Annotated in this window: 20 protein-coding genes; 9 read left to right on the top strand and 11 right to left on the bottom strand. The window is 45.9% G+C overall.

Going from position 1 to position 18,125, the window contains the following annotated elements:
* Positions 1–30: 30 nt before the first annotated feature.
* From VNN20_09460 to rplS, 8 genes are all read left to right on the top strand, one after another.
* Positions 31–261 carry a hypothetical protein gene (locus VNN20_09460; protein HWP92410.1) on the top strand — a complete coding sequence of 77 codons (231 nt, stop codon included), beginning with the start codon at positions 31–33 and terminating at the stop codon, positions 259–261.
* A 508-nt stretch (positions 262–769) separates the two neighbouring features.
* Positions 770–1,765 carry an SDR family oxidoreductase gene (locus VNN20_09455; protein HWP92409.1) on the top strand — a complete coding sequence of 332 codons (996 nt, stop codon included), beginning with the start codon at positions 770–772 and terminating at the stop codon, positions 1,763–1,765.
* Between the two features lie 115 nt (positions 1,766–1,880).
* Positions 1,881–3,233, top strand: a complete 1,353-nt coding sequence (gene ffh / locus VNN20_09450) for a signal recognition particle protein (GenBank protein ID HWP92408.1) — start codon at positions 1,881–1,883, stop codon at positions 3,231–3,233.
* Positions 3,234–3,279: 46 nt separating this feature from the next.
* Complete coding sequence (gene rpsP, locus VNN20_09445) at positions 3,280–3,513, top strand: 30S ribosomal protein S16 (GenBank protein ID HWP92407.1); 234 nt, start codon at positions 3,280–3,282, stop codon at positions 3,511–3,513.
* A gap of 69 nt (positions 3,514–3,582) precedes the next feature.
* Positions 3,583–3,822 (top strand): KH domain-containing protein, encoded by a 240-nt coding sequence (locus VNN20_09440; GenBank protein ID HWP92406.1) that lies wholly within the window; start codon positions 3,583–3,585, stop codon positions 3,820–3,822.
* Between the two features lie 53 nt (positions 3,823–3,875).
* A complete protein-coding gene (gene rimM, locus VNN20_09435; protein ID HWP92405.1) occupies positions 3,876–4,358 on the top strand; it encodes a ribosome maturation factor RimM in 483 nt (160 codons plus the stop codon).
* 44 nt (positions 4,359–4,402) lie between these two features.
* The gene (gene trmD, locus VNN20_09430; protein HWP92404.1) at positions 4,403–5,701 is read left to right on the top strand and encodes a tRNA (guanosine(37)-N1)-methyltransferase TrmD; all 1,299 of its coding nucleotides are present in this window, start codon (positions 4,403–4,405) and stop codon (positions 5,699–5,701) included.
* 15 nt (positions 5,702–5,716) lie between these two features.
* Positions 5,717–6,097: a 50S ribosomal protein L19 gene (gene rplS, locus VNN20_09425; protein ID HWP92403.1), complete on the top strand. Its 381-nt coding sequence runs from the start codon at positions 5,717–5,719 to the stop codon at positions 6,095–6,097.
* A gap of 53 nt (positions 6,098–6,150) precedes the next feature.
* On the opposite strand, the gene VNN20_09420 is transcribed toward rplS, so the two are convergent.
* From VNN20_09420 to tolQ, 9 genes are all read right to left on the bottom strand, one after another.
* On the bottom strand, positions 6,151–6,312 hold the full coding sequence (locus VNN20_09420) for a hypothetical protein (GenBank protein ID HWP92402.1): 162 nt from the start codon (positions 6,310–6,312) through the stop codon (positions 6,151–6,153).
* A gap of 231 nt (positions 6,313–6,543) precedes the next feature.
* Positions 6,544–7,248 carry a CDP-alcohol phosphatidyltransferase family protein gene (locus VNN20_09415; GenBank protein HWP92401.1) on the bottom strand — a complete coding sequence of 235 codons (705 nt, stop codon included), beginning with the start codon at positions 7,246–7,248 and terminating at the stop codon, positions 6,544–6,546.
* A 275-nt stretch (positions 7,249–7,523) separates the two neighbouring features.
* Positions 7,524–9,374: an SPOR domain-containing protein gene (locus VNN20_09410; GenBank protein ID HWP92400.1), complete on the bottom strand. Its 1,851-nt coding sequence runs from the start codon at positions 9,372–9,374 to the stop codon at positions 7,524–7,526.
* Between the two features lie 26 nt (positions 9,375–9,400).
* Positions 9,401–10,180: an SPOR domain-containing protein gene (locus VNN20_09405; GenBank protein ID HWP92399.1), complete on the bottom strand. Its 780-nt coding sequence runs from the start codon at positions 10,178–10,180 to the stop codon at positions 9,401–9,403.
* A gap of 2 nt (positions 10,181–10,182) precedes the next feature.
* Positions 10,183–11,865, bottom strand: a complete 1,683-nt coding sequence (argS, locus tag VNN20_09400; protein ID HWP92398.1) for an arginine--tRNA ligase — start codon at positions 11,863–11,865, stop codon at positions 10,183–10,185.
* 83 nt (positions 11,866–11,948) lie between these two features.
* Positions 11,949–12,572: a histidine phosphatase family protein gene (locus VNN20_09395; GenBank protein HWP92397.1), complete on the bottom strand. Its 624-nt coding sequence runs from the start codon at positions 12,570–12,572 to the stop codon at positions 11,949–11,951.
* A 16-nt stretch (positions 12,573–12,588) separates the two neighbouring features.
* The gene (locus tag VNN20_09390) at positions 12,589–13,638 is read right to left on the bottom strand and encodes a TonB family protein (GenBank protein ID HWP92396.1); all 1,050 of its coding nucleotides are present in this window, start codon (positions 13,636–13,638) and stop codon (positions 12,589–12,591) included.
* Between the two features lie 4 nt (positions 13,639–13,642).
* Positions 13,643–14,095 (bottom strand): protein TolR, encoded by a 453-nt coding sequence (gene tolR / locus VNN20_09385; protein ID HWP92395.1) that lies wholly within the window; start codon positions 14,093–14,095, stop codon positions 13,643–13,645.
* Between the two features lie 11 nt (positions 14,096–14,106).
* Positions 14,107–14,871 (bottom strand): protein TolQ, encoded by a 765-nt coding sequence (tolQ, locus tag VNN20_09380; protein HWP92394.1) that lies wholly within the window; start codon positions 14,869–14,871, stop codon positions 14,107–14,109.
* 239 nt (positions 14,872–15,110) lie between these two features.
* On the opposite strand from tolQ, the gene VNN20_09375 reads away from it, so the two are divergent.
* Entirely contained in the window at positions 15,111–15,560 is a 450-nt protein-coding gene (locus VNN20_09375) for a hypothetical protein (protein ID HWP92393.1), read from the top strand.
* 65 nt (positions 15,561–15,625) lie between these two features.
* Here VNN20_09375 and VNN20_09370 read toward each other — a convergent pair whose 3' ends face one another.
* The gene (locus VNN20_09370) at positions 15,626–17,395 is read right to left on the bottom strand and encodes an ATP-binding protein (protein HWP92392.1); all 1,770 of its coding nucleotides are present in this window, start codon (positions 17,393–17,395) and stop codon (positions 15,626–15,628) included.
* A complete protein-coding gene (locus tag VNN20_09365; protein ID HWP92391.1) occupies positions 17,392–18,081 on the bottom strand; it encodes a response regulator transcription factor in 690 nt (229 codons plus the stop codon). Before VNN20_09365 ends, VNN20_09370 begins: the two co-directional genes overlap by 4 nt.
* Between the last annotated feature and the right edge of the window lie 44 nt (positions 18,082–18,125).

Below are 18,125 nucleotides of genomic sequence, written 5' to 3'. Positions count from 1 at the left end.
CGGAGTTGGTAATTAAGGAGGTACGGAGAGATGAATTTCAGGCAAGAGTACGGGGATTATTCAGCACAGGAAGCAGTGGACGCCATTCTAACCTTACTTGAGCGCGAAGGGGTTCAAATCGACCAAAAAAGCCTCACCTGGACTCTAGTCGGGGCGCTTTTTGATAAAGGTGTGATAAGCAGGCAGGAATTTGAGCACATTTATTATTTGATCAAGACACAAAGGAATGGTAATCATAAGTTCAAGGAAAGTAATTCTTGATGTTGGGATAAGGTTTCTTCTTGAAAACTCTTGTCGCCACCCGCTTGAGGTGAGATTGCTTTAAGGAATCTACATCTGATGAAGTCCTGCCAGGTCTAATTAGACTAATGTGTGATAACCTAGATTTAATATTAGATACATCGTAGCAAGAACTTCTGACCGGGACTACTGGTCATTCCCGCATGTTACCAGATTAATACTTTTGAATACAAGCTTAAGCTGAGGTCCTCTGCTTTGTCATTCCCACGAAAGTGGGAATCCAGTTTTTGATTATGGATACCCGATTAATGATTTCGGGTATGACAAAGAGGCAGGAATTTGATGAGATTTGCCTATCCAAGAATCGATATGACACTATCTGAAATTTCAAATTCTGACTCTTGCAACTAATGGCCAAGGTAGTAACACTGCTAAATCCGTCCGTTTTCACTCCTTACAAATATTTCCTAATGATTGCTGTCATGCTTGAACGTTTTTAGGCATAATTAAAGCAACCGTTATAAACATCATGGGTGATGTCGTGAATGCATTTGTCACCGGGGCGACCGGGTTCATAGGCGGGCGCTTGATAGAGGAGCTACTCGAGCGAGGGGTGGAGGTCAAAGCCTTGGCTAGAGACCGGGAAAAGGCGCTTTCGCTGCAAAAGCGAGGCATAGAAACAATCATCGGCGACATCACGGACAGGGCTTCGATAAAGGGGGCACTTAAGGGTTGCGACGTACTTTATCAGTTGGGGAATGTAGCCAGTTGGTGGCTAAAAGACATAAGCATTTATTATAAAGTCAACGTCGATGGCACGAAAAACATAATGCTTGAGGCGCTTGAGGCCGGTGTTAAAAAGGTGGTCTACACTAGCAGCTTAGCTTCTATAAGACAGCCAAGGGGAGAAATTGCCACCGAAGAGACCGGGCATAGAAGGGATTTTGAGAGCCATTATGGAAGGTCGAAATTCCTAGCGGAGAGAGAGATATTGGAGATCCACCGAGAAAAGGGACTTCCGGTAGTAATTTTGAATCCGGGGGTAGTGATGGGCCCGGGTGACTTGAAGACTTTTGGAAGAACGATAATCGACCTTCTGAACAGCCGGCTTAAGGTCAGGTTCTTTGAAGATAGTATGATCCCTATCGTTTATATAGACGATGTGGTAAATGGCCACATTCTTGCGGCGGAGAAGGGAAGGGTTGGGGAGAAATACATACTGGTTGGAGATAACATTAGCATTGGAAATTTATTCGAGCTAATTAACCGGATTGCCGGCGCTCCTATTCCCAATAGACAAATTCCTCCTTCCTTGATGAAATTTATCGCCCATAGCCTGGAAGTAAGATCTTTCTTCACCGGGAGGCCGCCTAAATTTGCGGTGGACGGTCTGAGAGCGATGGAGGTCGGTGCCGCTGGCTCAAACAGCAAAGCGAAAAGGGAGCTGGGATTGAGTTTTACACCTTTGGAGGAGGGGTTTAAAAAGACGATAGATTGGTATAAGACAAACGGTTATGTTTTTTGACTAAATCTGGGAGGCTAATTTTAGTTACGGTAATTGTTACAGTTGACAAGGTATGTAGAATTATTTGACAATATATGTAAGTTATGATAGCTATTAAAGTTTACTTTTGATAAGAGTGTTTCTCAAAGCGGATATGTTCGAGGGGATTTCTGAAAAGCTAAGCTCAACGTTAAAGAAAATAAGAGGCTATGGAAAACTTAGCGAGGATAACATCCAGACTGCGCTTCGTGAGGTGCGTCTCAGCCTATTAGAGGCCGACGTAAACTTCAAAGTAGTCAGGGATTTTGTAGAATCCGTAAAGAGCCGTGCCCTAGGACAGGAAGTAATACAGAGCCTCACCCCGGGCCAGCAGTTTATAAAAGTAGTCTACGAGGAGCTGGTCAAGGTTCTCGGAGAGGAAAGTTCTGAGCTAAACCTCAAGACCACTCCACCCGTGGGCATAATGCTCGTGGGATTACAGGGGTCTGGAAAAACTACCACCACCGCAAAACTGGCGAAATCAATCAAGGAGAAATACAAGAGAAAACCTTATCTGGTACCCGCCGACGTATATCGGCCAGCGGCCATAGAACAGCTTAAAGTTCTTGCGGAGCAGGTCGGTGCCGGCGTTTATGATACTCAGCCTGGCGCAAATCCGGTAGAGATTTCCAAGGAGGCCCGGTCCGCCGCCCTCTACGGCGGATATGATGTTTTCATCATCGACACTGCGGGCAGGCTTCATATAGACGAAGATCTGATGGAGGAGCTCAGAAGAATAAAAGAAGAGGTAAACCCTCATGAGATACTTCTGGTTGCTGATGCCATGACCGGCCAGGATGCGGTTAATGTGTCCACCAGCTTTAACCAGGCCCTCGATATCGATGGAATTATACTCACCAAGATGGATGGCGATGCCAGGGGAGGTGCGGCACTCTCCATCAAGGCGGTGACTGGAAAGCCGATAAAATTTTTTGGAACTGGAGAAAAACTGGATGCTCTTGAGGTATTTCATCCGGAGAGAATCGCCTCGCGGATTTTGGGCATGGGAGACATGCTTACCCTCATCGAAAAAGCGCAAACTGCGTTTGAGGAGAAAAAAGCCGAAGAGATGGCTAATAAGCTCCTCAAGAATGAATTCGCACTCTCCGATTTTAAAGAAGCAATGCTGGCTATGCGTAAACTCGGCTCCTTAGAAAACATGACGGAGATGATTCCGGGAATGAAGCAGATTGCCAAAAACCCCAAGGCTCTGGATATGGCGGAGAAAGAGATTAAGAAGACTATTGCTATAATCGATTCTATGACACTTAAGGAAAGAAAAAACCACACTATACTCAACGGAAGTAGACGAAAAAGGATTGCAAAGGGGAGTGGTACCAGGGTTGAGGACGTAAATCGGGTTATCAAGAACTATGTGCAGATGCGGGACATGATGAAAAACATGGGCAGGATGGGTAAACTTGCCAAAAAAATGATGAGATTTATGTAGGTCAAATTCTAGTGGATACCTGGTAAAATCAAGGGAGGTAAATAGATTGGTTAAGATAAGACTCATGAGGACCGGAGCGAAAAAGAAACCTTTTTACAGGATCGTTGCCGCTGATTCACGCGCACCCCGCGACGGTAAGTTTTTAGAGATTCTGGGCTATTATGACCCGCGGAAGAAACCACATATACTGGAGGTGAAAACCGATAGGGTAAAAGATTGGATAGAGCATGGTGCTCAACTCACGGAGAGGGTAGAAAAACTGATTTCGAAGCTCGCCTGAATGCACGCACGGGACTAGCATGAATATCGTCCAAGATATCAGATAAAAACCTTAGGAGGTATAAGTGAGATGGAAAAGCTAAAGGAGCTGGTGGCCTACATTGCGAAATCTCTAGTGGATAACCCGGACAAAGTTGAGGTGCGAGAAGTTACCGGCGAACAGACTGCAGTGCTGGAACTCAAGGTTGCTCCTGAAGACCTAGGTAAGATAATCGGAAAACAGGGGAAAACAGCCAAAGCTATTAGAACCATACTTGGTGCTGCAGCCGCTAAGGCGCGGAGACGGGCTGTCCTAGAAATTCTGGAATAAAGAGCTCCATACCCCTCAAATTAAAAATGGGACTTATCCCATTTGGAAAGGTAGTGAAAGTACACCGGTTTAGAGGAGGAATAAAGATACTTCCTTTTAGCCGTGAGCTTTATAATCTGTACGGGCTGGAGAGGGTTTTTATACAAAAAAAACAGGGTGAAGAGCCTGACGAGTACAAAATCTTGGGCAAGGTTTTTGAGAAAGATTCTGCAGTGGTAGAACTCTATGGGGTAACAACGTTAGACCTAGCTCAAGAGTTTACAGGATGTCTGGTTATGGTTGATACTTCTGACCTCCTAGAGCCCGAAGAAAATGAATATTACTGGTTTCAACTAATAGGGCTCGAGGCTTACACCACCGAGGGAGTGTATATCGGCAGAGTAAAAACCTTGATGGATAGGACCTGGCAAAGCCTGCTAGTTGTCGAGGATAAGAAAAAGGAATTTCTGGTCCCCATGGTCGATTCCATAATAAAGGAGATAAGCCTTAAAGACTCACGCATTACCATCTTGCCTATCAAAGGACTAATTGATTGAATGTTTTGATCTAACCTCGATAGTTCTTTCCTTCATATTTAGTCATGAGATACGACATTCTTACCATATTCCCCCAGTTCTTTGAGTCCATTTTCTCGCTCGGAATTCTGAATAAGGCGCGGGAGAAGGGATTGTTCGAAATTTACACCCACGACGTAAGGAGTTTTTCCGACGATAAGCACCGGACGGTTGACGATAGCCCTTATGGAGGTGGAAGCGGTATGGTGATGACGCCCGAACCACTTGGCCGGGCCATAGAGTCGACAAAAGTAGAGGGACTGAAATGTGTGGTTATACTGACCACCCCACAGGGCGAAAGGTTATCCGACAAAGTGGCCAGGGAGCTGTCTCGGTATGACCAGATAATCTTGGTCTGCGGAAGATACGAGGGCATAGATGAAAGGGTAAGAGAAATCTATGTGGACAGGGAAATCTCCATCGGAGATTACGTGTTGTCGGGCGGGGAGTATGCGGCCTCGGTGATAATAGATGCGGTATCTAGGTTCATTCCCGGCGTGCTCGGTAATGAAGGGTCTCCTTACGATGATTCCTTCGTAGACGGTCTACTGGAGTATCCCCAATATACTAGGCCGGAAGAGTATAAAGGGAAAAGGGTTCCCCAGGTTTTGCTGTCCGGGAATCACCAGGAGATTGCCAAGTGGAGGAGGAAGGAGAGTATTAAAAGAACGTTCCTACGTAGACCGGACTTGCTGGATAGAGCTAATCTCAAGAAGGAGGATTTTCAATTTTTGAAAGAAACCAGGAGGCAAAACCCCCCTTCCTTCAGGGTATATGTTGCATTAGTTCATTATCCAGTTTACAATAAACGCTTTAAAATTGTAACTACTGCCTTCGTAAATCTGGATATCCACGATATATCAAGGGCGGCTAGGGCTTATGGGATAAAGGTTTTTTTTCTGGTGCAACCTTCCCGGGAGCAGCAAAGACTGGTGGAAAGGGTGCTTCAGCATTGGATGGAAGGACCCGGTTCGTCATTCAATCCTACCAGGGTCGAAGCGCTCAAGCTCGTTCGGATTAAAAACTCGCTCGACGAGGCCATTAAGGAAATTGAACAAATAGAAGGGGTAAGACCCAAGGTAGTAGTAACCGACGCAAGACCAAGGGAGAACACGATTGGCTACTCCGAGCTAAAGGAAAGGATTTTTGGCGGTACTGAGGCGTACCTGCTTCTTTTCGGTACCGGGTGGGGAATTGCCAATGAGGTGATGGAGAGCGCTGACTTTGCCCTAAAACCAATCGAAGGCTTGACCGATTACAATCATCTCTCGGTAAGGAGTGCAGCTTCCATAATACTAGATAGATTATTCTCGAGTAAAATATGAGGGAGGACAAAGAAAATGAACGTCATAGATGAAATCGAAAGGGCGGCGATGAGGGCGGATTTACCCGCTTTTCGTCCTGGAGACACCGTCGCCGTACACTATAAAATCAAGGAAGGGGACCGGGAAAGGATTCAGGTTTTCGAGGGTGTAGTGATAGCGAAAAAGGGCGGCGGGGTAAGAGAAACCTTTATCGTCAGGAAGGTCTCGTATGGGGTGGGGGTAGAAAGGATATTCCCCCTACATTCTCCCTTGATCCAGATGATAGAGGTCAAGAGACAGGGAAAGGTGAGAAGGGCAAAGCTCTACTACCTAAGAGGCCGCTCCAAGAAGGCAAGCAGGATAAAGGAGAGAACCGGCTTTGAGAAAAAGGGGAAGGAAAACGCACAAGCTGAGTGAATGGAGTAAAGAAAACTTAGTAGTTCTGTCCCGGCTTATACGGTAACCAGAACTTAATCAAAGAGACAATGTCTTAGCAAATCGTATCTAATAGAATGATATTCACCTTTATAAATGTCACTCTTGAGTAACGCGATATAGTCTATATTTTTAGCTTCTTCGCCGCTGAGTCTACCCTGAGCCAGCCGAAGGGTGGCTACAGAATGAATGGGCATTTTTATTTCTCTTTACCAGCGGATAAACCACCGCTCATGCTTGTCGAAGCATCATACCGAGTCTGGTCGAAGTATGAATTTAGAACGCAGGGAGTTCGTCCTTCGACCCTTCGGCACAGCTCAGGACAGGCTGGGCTCAGGACGAACGGGGTATTATTGACAAGTCATGGTATTCGGAATGACAGTAGTGGAAATATAAGGGGGAATGTAACCGTCTCTATGCCGCATAACTCAAATACTACTAATTTTTCCCCTCTCCTTTAACCTTTTCATCACATGAACCATCCTGTGTATGGCGGTGTAGGTGGAGAAAAGGAGAATTACAATCAGTGCAAACCGGAGTAGATAATCGTCGGGTCTTAATCCCAGTGCCGAAGTCGCCAGGTTGCCTAAAAAGTTAAATACTGAGAGCACGCCCAAATATACCACCCTTTCTGTCCTCTGCATGATGCCTACTTCGCAGTCTACCCCCAGACCCTCGGCCCGGGCCCGGGTGTAGCTGACCATCATAGTCATGCATAGGATAAGGAAGACCACATAGGAAAAAAGGCTATGGTGAAAGTAGCTGAGAATCCCCAGATAGATAAACGCCTCCGAAAATCTATCCAGGCAGGAGTCAAAAAAGGCCCCATGCTCACTATTCAATCCCTGGGCCCTGGCTACCCGTCCATCGAAGATATCAAAGGTCGAGCCGGCCAGGAGAAGTATTCCGGCAAGAAAAATCCATCCCAGGTGGAAAAAGATTCCGGTTATGATAGAAACGATCAAGGTTGTGATTGTAAGAATATTGGGATGAACCCTTTGTTCGATCAGATAATCCTCGATAGGGCGTATCATGAGTAGCCACCAGGTCTTAATACCAACCCCCAAGAGTTTTGATGACGGCGGCTCTTTCTTACCCTTGGCTCTGTCTACTACTTCCTCGGGAAGGGACATACGGCACTCCTCGTGTTTTTCGAATAAGATTTAGATTCTATACTACTCAACAAGGCAAAAATACATTTTTTTGACGTCGGCCATGCCTCTTAGAGAAGAGAGATATATATACGGGTCTTATTTTCATGTTGAATCCGCAATCCCTTTAAATAACGACTTTAAGGCAAGCTACAAATCCACTCATTATTTTAGCTGTAAAAAAGGCAAATTTAAATAAGGAAGAAGGCCGGCCCCAGGGTTATTAACCCCAGCCAGTAAGGTTCATTTGCCCTGTTTCAATCATTGAGAGTGATAAACCATGACTGTATCTCTTTTACCTGCCGCCTCAAGTCTAGTCCTAACAACCTGGCATCCTCTTCAGTCCTGAACATTCCAACCCTGACCCGGTGCCAGGTGTCTTTCCCCAGGCCACCAGCTTTTTTTACAAAAGCCGGATACCCCTTTGATTTAAGGGCCTTAGCGAAATCGACGGCGTCGCTTTCTCTCTTGAAAGCGGCTACTTGGACGGTATATAGGGTATTTGCCTCGACTGGAATAAAGGATGCTATCTCCTTTGGAGCGGGGTCTTCTGTATTTGCCTCCGCATCTACTTCTTCTTCTGCCCGTATAAAAGGTGTTGGGGTTTGAACCGGGAATAAGGAAGCGGTTTGATTATTGGATAACGATTCGTCCTCCCTGGTTATTTTTTCATCAGTTTTTGTCTCCTCTTTCTCCGTGTTTATACGTGGTTCCAAATCTTTTTTGGCTACGGAAGGAGATGGAGTAAGTTCGGGCAAGGTTTCTGTCCTGGCGGTCTCTTTTTCCCCGGTCTGGGCCTTTTGTCCGGCGGGTGTTATGGATGAAGGTTTTTGCTCTTTGGTTTCTTTTTCGATATAAGCTTTCATATGCGGGGCCGGAGTCTCATTTCTAAAGCCTAGAGAGGTCACACCTTCTCTTTTTAGCCCTTTTTTACTCTGCGGCGCGCTGAAGACCTGCTCTTTTTTTTCTCCTGAGATTGGTTTCGCAGTATCTTCCTCAGGCTTTTTGGAAAAGGCTACCGTTTCTTTAGCCTGCGTCTCTTCTTTATTTACTTGCACCTGTGCTCCCGACTGTTTTTGCTGCTGAGGGGTTATAGGTTGAATCTCTTTCTTCTGTCTATCTGTTGGCTCTATCTTAGGAAGCTGCTCGACCTGGTCAGGGACTTGGTAGGCTTTGGCGGGCATAGGCGTCTCAATTTTTTTGTCTTCCTCCGTCTTAGCTACTTCCCTAGATTCATTAGGATGGGTTGGCACCAGGGCCGTCTGTTTGTCGGGTAAGACGGACACTTCCGGTGTCTCTTTTAATTTTTGGGTGAAGGTCATCTCTTTAGCCCATTCTTCCTCATCCTTTTTTGATTTTTCTCTTGTATCGGATATGACCGGCTGTTTCCGGGTGGCTAGAGTTTTTTCTTCGTTAATCTTGACGACGCGAAGGTTGTTAAAACTTCGCTTTACTATTACTGTTCCCTCTTTAAGCTCTATATCCGTTATTCCAACTACGTCGCCCGGGCTCTCAAAAACAAGCTTCCTCGGAGACTCCGCAATTATTTTTACCGGTTTGCCCCCCATCTTTAGCAGAGTGGTATCGAAATCTCCGTCGAAGGGGCCCATGATTTGAATCGGCTTTCCCCCTCGCCCTATCATCGGACATAGATAGTCCCAAGGAGAAGGATTTGAGGCCTGTTCAAGTAAACTGGTATTGGCTCTAACCGGGACTATAGCCCGGGCTAGCTCGTGGTTTTCTTTGTTCATAACGATGATATAAGTTGCACTTCCGGTCAAACTGATGGGAATGGTCCATTTAATTTTCTCCGTAATGGGAATCCGGTCTTTTTCTAACTCAATAAAATACTCACTTAATTTTTTTCTATTTCTGTTCTTATCATACTCATCATGGCCTGTCGGCTCCAAAGCTACCGTGCCTGAAATTTTATCACCCGATGCCAAGCCGTCTGGGAGGAAGATTGTAATACCGCCTTCGGGAGTCTTGAACGTGGTTATATATAGGCCGTGGAGTATCTCCACTTTAACTTCCTGGCTAATCGCCGAAATGGGAGCCAAGACGGCTAAAATAAAATAAATTATAGATAATAGTCTAGAGAAGCTCATAAAACCCTCGACCAGGCTGGATTTTATCAGTCGTTTATGGTTGCAAACGCCAATCGTATGATATCCGGCTCGCGATTCTTGATATTGTTTGAATAGAGTCGGGCATCTTCTCTGGTTTTGAATGTTCCTATACGTGTTCTATACCAGGTACCCGAACCGGGGATGTCCACTTGCTTCAAAAAAACGGGGTAACCCCTTAATCTTAGGGCTTCCAGAAGCTCTTTAGCCTTTTTCTCGTCTTGAAACGACCCTACTTGGACCGTGTATTTCCCCTCCGGGTCTATTTTGGGTAGAGCCTCTAACTCTTCTTGCGGTTTGGCTATCTCTTTCAGTGTCTCCGTTTCTTTCTTTTCTTCTTTGCCTTCCGGAATTGGAGCAAGCTCTTGGGGTGTTGATGCTTCTGTTTGTGTTTCTACGTTTGTTTCTGCGGGCTTGGCGGAAACCGCAGTCTGCTCGGCTCCTTTCTCCTCTGGTGCGGCCGGGGTCGTTATTGGAGTAGCCATAGGCTCTTCGACGATTTCTTTCACCTCGATTAGCGCTTCCTCTGGTTTAGTTCGTGCGGATGTCTGTTCTCTAGGGGGCTCTTCTTCATTTTCATTAGCCTCGTCGCTTATTTTTTCCCGCTCGGCAACTTCTTTGCCTGAGGGCTCCTTGGACTTCTCTACCTTGGCTATCTCGGCTTTCCCATGGTCGCCGAGACCTTTTCCCACTATTACACCTAGGCTGAACGAAAGCATGAATAAAAAGAGGAAGCCCAGGAATAAATAAAGAGTCTGATGGGTATTTGCGTTTTTTCTTTCTCTCATGGTCACATCCTCTCCGGCGCGGAAACGCCGAGTAATTTGAGCCCGTTTTTTATGACTGTTTTAATACAACCTATAAGGTAAAGTCGAGCGCTGCTGAGTTTGAGGTCATCCCCGATTACCCTGTTTTTATTATAATAGATGTGAAAATCAGAAGCTATTTCCTGCAAGTAAAAAGCTATTTTATGGGGCGAAAGCGATATGGCGCTGTCTGTTACCACCTCTGGAAAAACCAAGAGCTTCTTCACTATTTCTATCTCCTCGGGCAAACTGAGGAGATGCAAAAAATCTTCAGAAGGAGCGAGCCTTCTCTCTCTCGCTTTCTCAAATACGCTGCCGATCCGGGCATGGGCATACTGAATATAGTAAACCGGGTTTTCACTAGACTCCTTTTTGGCCAAATCCAAATCGAAATCAAGATGAGCTTCCGAGCTTCGCATCAGCAGAAAAAACCTCATCACATCACATCCGACCTCCTCTATAACCTCGCGCATGGTAACGTAGCTCCCGGCTCGTTTGGACATGGAAATTTCCTTTCCATCTTTGACCAGTCTGACGAACTGAATCAACACTGCCTGAAAAAAGGAGTCATCGAACCTCAATGCTCTTAGTGCCGCTTTAAGCCGCGCCACATGGCTATAGTGGTCTGCCCCCCACACGTTTATCAATCTTTTAAATCCCCTCTGGATTTTATCGTAGTGATAGGCGATGTCGGAGAGAAAATAGGTCGGACTGCCGTCTCTTTTTACCAGCACCCAATCCTGAGAATCTCCAAAGTTAGAAGCTTTAAACCAGAGCGCTCCATCTCTCTCTTCTAATGCCCCAAACTCGTTTAATTTGTTTTTGATTATGCTTAACCTGTTTTCTCCTCTGAGTTCGGACATGGGCGCATAAATTTTTTCTCTTTCACTATACCAGCTATCAAATTTCACGCCGAGCGTGTTTAAATCCCTCTTTATCTCCTCCATAAGCCTGTTCTCGGCGTATTCTCTGCAGTAATCAATAGCTTCTTGCTCCGGCAATTCAATAAGGGGCTCTATATTTTTTTTGTCCTTTAATTCGACTGCAATTTCTTTTATGTAATCTCCATGGTAGCCATCTTCCGGCATCTCATCGTTAATCCCAAAAAGCTCCTGGTATCTTCTGTAGACGGAGAGGCCGAGCAGTTCCATCTGTCTGCCCGCGTCGTTGATGTAGAACTCCCGGGTAACGTCGAAGCCACATGCATTTAGTATATTCGAGATTGCGTCCCCTACTGCGGCGTTTCGGGCGTGTCCCATGTGAAGATAACCGGTGGGGTTTGCACTCACGAATTCGACGATTACTTTTAGTCCGTTTCCAATCGGAGACCTTCCGAACCGTTCTCCCAGTTTTTCGATCTCGAGGAGCTTATTCAGTATAGCTTCTTCTTGGATGAAGAAGTTTATAAAACCGGCTCCGGCAATCTCCACCCTTTTGAGTATGTTTTTACTTTCTCCGGGCAGATTCTGGATGATCAGCTCCGCTACCTCTCTCGGTTTTTTCCCAAGCTTCCTGGACAGAATTAAAGCTATATTGGTCGAGAAATCACCGAATTCCCTCTTCTTAGGGGTGTCAATTTCTATTTCTGTATCGAAATCCGCAATATCGCTTTCTTTTCTGAGGGTTTCTAAAGAGTGGGCAACCAGTCTTTGAATTTCTGCTTTCATTCTCAGCTTTAAAATTACATAATATGCGTGGAAGTTACAATAAATTCAAAGAAGCATAATGCTTTTAGCTCGAGTCGGTGATCCTATTTTTCGGTAATAAGGTCGGGGGAAAGGTGTGCTATATCGTTTATAACTTCTACCCTGGTGTATCCGTTTTTGAAGAGGACCAGGTTTTTTGAGGTGGCCTGGAGCTTAAACCTGGTAAATTCGGTAAGCCCGACACCGGTGAACTTGCAGAGAAGTGCTACGATCGTAAGATTGTGGCTGACCGTGACGACGGTTTCATCCGAATGCCTGTTCGCTATACCTTCTATTACCCTCCAAGCCCTTTCTTGAACCTCTTTCAAAGATTCGCCGCCGGGGAGTCTAACCGTCTCGGTATTTAACCTCCATTCCATCATCAGGTCAGCATATCTTTCTCTTATTTCTACGAAGGTAAGTCCTTCTAGCTCTCCCTGGTCCATCTCTCTCAATCCACGCTCCAGGCGCACGGGAAGGTTATGATATCTGGCTATGGCATTTGCAGTGTCCGTTGCCCTTTTCAGGTCGCTGGAATAGATGGCGCCAATGTTTTCGTCCCGAAGTGATTTAGCCAGTGCTTCTATTTGTTTTCTTCCATTGCCGTTTAATTCCACATCGGAAAACCCCTGGCATCGGCCTATTCGGTTCCAGTCGGTCTCTCCATGTCGAACAAGGATGAGGTTCATCTTTATTCTGTGCTCGTTATAATGAAGGATTGTTGGCGAACTTAATTTCCAACCCCTCTCTTTTTGCCTCTTCTATTAGTTCTGGGGGAGGAGGGGTTAAAGGCGAAGCTTTATATATAGCCTTAACGCAGAAATCGTCAAATGCCGGATTTCCCGAAGATTGCTCCACTCTCACATCATAGACCCTTCCATTTTCGTCAGCTTTAAAAACCACTACGGTCTCGAGGCTTCCATCTGTAGGAATGGTCTGAGGGACTTTCCAACTGTTTCTTATTTCCTCACGTACTCTTTGTATAAACAGGTTAATTACCGCTCCGCTTACAGCCCCACTTCCTGCTCGCCCGGTTTGGTAATCGCTGTTGGTTCCCTCTATTGTCGAAGACTCTGCCTCCGCCACCTGCTTCTCTTGGTGTACGCTTTTCTCTATATCCTCTATTACACTTCGTCTCTGCTTATCGGCCACGCTTTTCTGCATGTCTTCGAGAACTCCCTTTCTTATTTCTTCAAAACTGGGCTCCTTTTTCTTTGGAGGTTCTTTTTGTGAAGTAGCTTTGGGAGGCGGCGTTGGCTCCGGTTTTTTGGCTATTTCTTTTTTCTCTTCTTTCTTCTCCTTGGAATCCAGTACGATGGTATCTTTTTTCTTGGGTTCTTCCTTTACTTTGGGTGGTTCCTCCTTTTTTACCTCCGCCTTTTTAGGTTCCTCTTTCTTGGTCTCTTTTGGGGGTTCCTTTTTGTCAGGCTTGGTAATCGCTACTTTTTTCTCCTTGACCTCTGGAGGCTCCTCCTTTTTCTTTACCTCTACTTTCTCTGGTTCTTCTTTCTTAGTCTGGGGTGCTCGTTCTTTCTTCTCCACGGGGGCAGATTCTACCCTGCCTCCGCCTATCCTCTCCACCTCAGAAAGTGATACTAACCTTCCCTCTATGGTTTGCGGCTCTCCGCTATACCGGGGTGCTCCGAACCCCCAGAAGACGGCTAAAAGCAATATAACCCCGTGAAGGGAAAGTGAAAGAACGACTCCCCAAAACCAAGAAGATTGCCCCGATTCTATACTGCTTGAACGACCCATTTTCTTATTTATCGAGAGAGCCGTTTACCGATGGAGGTTCTGTGACCAGTCCCAGCTTGTTGACGCCGGCCTTTTTAATCTCGGCCATCACCTCCATCACCGTACCATAAGGGACATTAGAGTCAGCTCTTAGAAATACGTCCTCGTCTTCTATCCTTTTACCGTGGGTCCTTACAAGGGTGCGGATCTCTACTTTGAGCTCGGATAAAGAGTATTGCTTTTTCTCTATGAATATCTCTCCCTTTTCGTTGAGGGTGATCACGACCTTTTTCTCCCTCTCCGCGGCGGGCATAGGCTTGGACTCTACCTTTGGCAGGTTCACGTCAACACCCTGGTAAAGTATGGGAGCCGTGACCATAAAAATCACCAGGAGAACAAGCATAACGTCCACGAAAGGGGTAACGTTGATTTCTGAGAGTACGGTGCGTCCTTCGTTATTGTTTGTCTTCATGCCCATTTTAAGTTTCCCTACATCTTGGCCAGGTATCTTTCCACTATATTAAGAAATTCCGCGGAAAAGTTCTCCATCTCCACGGCTATTCTTCTTACCCTGTTTACAAAATAATTATAAGCAACAACGGCCGGAATTGCAGCGGCAAGACCTATCGCCGTCGCTATCAGTGCTTCGGCTATCCCCGGAGCCACCGCCTGAAGGGTGGGCACACCTTCACTCCTGGCTAGTCCTATAAAAGAGGTCATTATTCCCCAGACCGTACCGAATAGGCCGATGAAGGGGGCGGTGCTTCCGGTCGTAGCCAGAAAAATGAGGGAACCCTCAAGCTTGGATATTTCTGATGACATGGTTTTTTTCATCGCTCTTTCTACCAGTTCTACCACACCCAGCTCGGCAGGAACCATTTCCGGGCTTGTTTTTGGCTCCGGGTTATGGCCGGTTGCGGTTGTTCTTGACTTCCTGGTCTTGAGCAGTTCTCCGTATCCGGCCCTAAAAATCTCGGCAATCGGGCCCCTTAAATGCCTGGTCGATGAAAACAGATTCCCAAAATTGCCGCTTACCTGGTATGAGTCCAAAAACCTCTCCGATTCCCTGGTGGCTCTTCTTAGCGTGAAGAGCTTCGAGAATATGATCATCCATGAGATTACGGACATCGAAATAAGCAATAAGAGGGTAGCCTTAACTACGGGGCCGGCAGTAGTGATTAAGGAGATTACCTTCACCTGCTCAGCTTGCGGAACTGCTGCGACCTGAGACACAAAATATATCCAATTTATCATGTTTATTTACCCTTGAATTATGGAGTATAGGACTTGCTTAAACAGAAAACGGAAGTAGTAAATCAATAAAAATTTTCATTAATCATAAATTCTTCCATAGGTAACACCCAAAATCAAATAATGCCCTTATCTAGTGTTTTATTTTTGAAGGGCTCGGGGGCGAGGAACTTTATAGGTGTTGCTGGTTAAATAATGATTGATTTGTTAAATTAAGGCAAGGAAACCTGCGGAGGTGTTCGATGAAAAGGTTTACGCTTGCATTTTTTTCTCTCGTTTTCTCTTTTACTTTGCTTTCTCCGGCGACCCTTTTGCAGGCTGATGAGACCAGATTCCTGGTTGTCATAGAGGAAAGCTATTATGCGGTAAAGCCGGAGAGCGAGGATAAATTTCTGGAGATTTATAAAACCAGGGTTTTTCCTTTCTGGAAAGAGATGAATAAGATGGGCTTGATTGACGGAGACATTAGGATGTATTCCCAGAGGATTCACACGCTTAAGCCCAGATGGACATTCAAGACGGTGGTTCGATTCAAGAACTACAGTGCAATAGATATGTGGCTTGAAAAAAGGGAAGAGGTATTCGATAAACTCTTTCCCGGTGAGGGCGGATATAGAAAACTGGGTAAAAAAATAAGGGAGATCTCCGACGAGCACTGGGATGAGTTCATCAGAGAGATTCCGCTAGAATAGGGGAGTCAATTCAACGAAATTGCAGAATTGAATATGAGGGTGTGATTTTTCGAGAAAATCAGGAATCACGCCGGAAGGGTAATCATGAATCTACTCCCCTTACCAACCTCGCTTTCTACCTCTATTTTCCCGCCATGCATTATTACTATGTGCTTTACGATGCTGAGCCCCAGCCCGGTGCCGCCTATTTTTCTTGACCTGGTTTTATCCACCCGGTAAAACCGCTCGAAAATTCTGGCTAGGTGTTCCTTGGGAATCCCGATGCCTGTATCGATGACCTCTATCCTAAACTGGGAGTCCGGATAGTAAACCTCCACCCCTATGGCCCCTCCCTCCGGGGTGTACTTCACCGCATTGTCTATCAGGTTTATGAACATCTGTCCTAGCAGGAACCCGTCTCCTTTAAAACGGGGCATATCTGCCTTTATATACACCGAGACTCGCAGGTTCTTTTCTTCTAACTTGGTCTTGAGCGCTTCGAGCGAGGAATACACGATCTCTTTAAAGTCAATCTCCTCGAATGTGGCCTTCGTATCTTCTCCTAAAGGGGCACTCTTTCGCTCGATATCCGAAAGAAGTAGCAGGTCTGATACTATGTTTATTAACCGGTCGGTATGCCTACTGATTATGTTAAGGAAGTGGCTCCTGTCCTCAGGGTTCTCATATGCCCCTTCGGACAGTGTCTCTACGTAGCCTTTGATAGCGGTAAGGGGGGTTCTGAGCTCATGAGATACATTTGCGACTATATCTGCCTTGATCTTTTCCAATCTCTTGAATTCCGTTATATCGAACATCACCACTATTGTTTCCCTGCCCACGGAATCCAGGGGAATTGCGCTTACTAGGTAATATCTCTCGTCCGGATATAGGAATGATATCTCTTTTTTCCCGGTCTCGCGTTTTTGAATCACTTTCTCTATGAGTTCCATAATCTCTCTGTTTCTTAAAACCTCCCAATAAGGTCTTCCCTGAGGGCTGTCCTTTATCCCCAGCATGTCCATCAAAGCGTGGTTCATCAGGTTTACTCTGCCGTCGCTGGTGACAACCATTACTCCCTCGCTCATAGCGGTGAGTACCGCTTCGAGCTGACTTTTCTCCACGGAGACCTGCCTGAAGAGTTCGTCTAATTTTTCAGCCATTTCGCCCAGGGCCAGATTAAGCTTCCCGGTTTCTCCGCCGGAATCGGAGAGGGGTATGTTGACTTTGAAGTTCCCCTTGGCGATTTCATCTAGCAATCGGATAGTTTTTTCATACGGTTTGGTGAAGGCTTTGGACAAAGCAAAGGAAAGCGCTAAGGCTATAGCAGTGAGGATTAGACCCAGGTAAATTACGCCGGATTTCACGGAACCAAGGGTTTCCTCGATCGAACTCAAGGGCAGGGCGGTGCGAACTATGGCTAAGATCTCGCCATGTTCATCTTTTAGCGGGATTGCTATATAGAGCATCTCCTTTCCAACGGTTGTGCTGTAACGTCTGGCTTCACCCATCCCCTTGGAAATAGCATCTATCACTTCCGGTCTTCCGGCGTGGTTTTCCATCACTTTCGGGTCTTTGTCTGAATCTCCAATCACCACCCCATCCCTTTCAATTACCGTAACCCTGATGCTATTTTTTATGCCTAGGTTGGAGATCAGGCGGTTTACTTCTTCCCTGTTTCCATGGGAGACCGGGTTCTTTAGGAATGTGCTAAGCAGGTTAGCCGCGAAGAGTAATTCCTTCTTTGTTAGGGATACCTCGTATTTCTTGAATTCATTGGTTACAAATATAGTAAATAGGGCTAAAACCAAAGATATGATGAAAAGGTAGGAAAGGAATTGTTTGCCGAATATTCTCACATTTCTAACTTATAGCCTATGCCTCTTATTGTTTTAATCATGTTCCCGGCTTTGCCCAGTTTCTCCCTGAGGTTTTTTATGTGGACGTCGATGGTCCTGTCGAAAACAAGCTTATCGTCCCCCCAGAGTCTTTTTTTCTTGAGGAGTTGGTCCCTCGTATACACCCTGCCCCTGCCTTCGGCAAGGACTTCCAGTATCTTAAACTCGGTCGTAGTAAGCTCTATTTTCTTGCCGTCGAGCGAAGCTTCAAATTTCTCTGTATCTATGGAGAGAGGACCGAGCTTTAGTACCCTTTTATCGTCGTCTTTCGTGCTTACCCTTCTCAGGATGGTTTTTACCCTGGCTACGAGTTCTCTAGGGCTGAAGGGCTTCACCATATAATCGTCGGCTCCGAGTTCGAGGCCTACCACGACGTCCGCTTCGGTGGCTTTTGCGGTGAGCATTATTATGGGAACTGAAGATGTACGGGTCTTGCTCTTGAGGATTCGGCATATCTCTAACCCGTCGATTCCCGGGAGCATTATGTCAAGCACGGCGAGGTCGGGTACAACCGATTCTATGAAGGAAAGAAAATCCCGGCCATTGTAAAACTCCTTTACCTTGTACCCTTCTCTTTTCAGGTGATGGCTTACCAGCTCTACTATGTCTTCTTCATCGTCTACTATGGCTATTATATTTTCACTCATAGCGTGCTCTCGGTTTACAACATATTATAGTTTCTGGCTCTTTT

The sequence above is a fragment of the Thermodesulfobacteriota bacterium genome (assembly GCA_035559815.1).
Taxonomy (GTDB): Bacteria; Desulfobacterota_D; UBA1144; order Nemesobacterales; family CSP1-2; genus DATMAT01.
The sequence above is the reverse complement of the archived record's forward strand: the minus strand, read 5'-3'. Positions and strand labels throughout refer to the sequence as shown.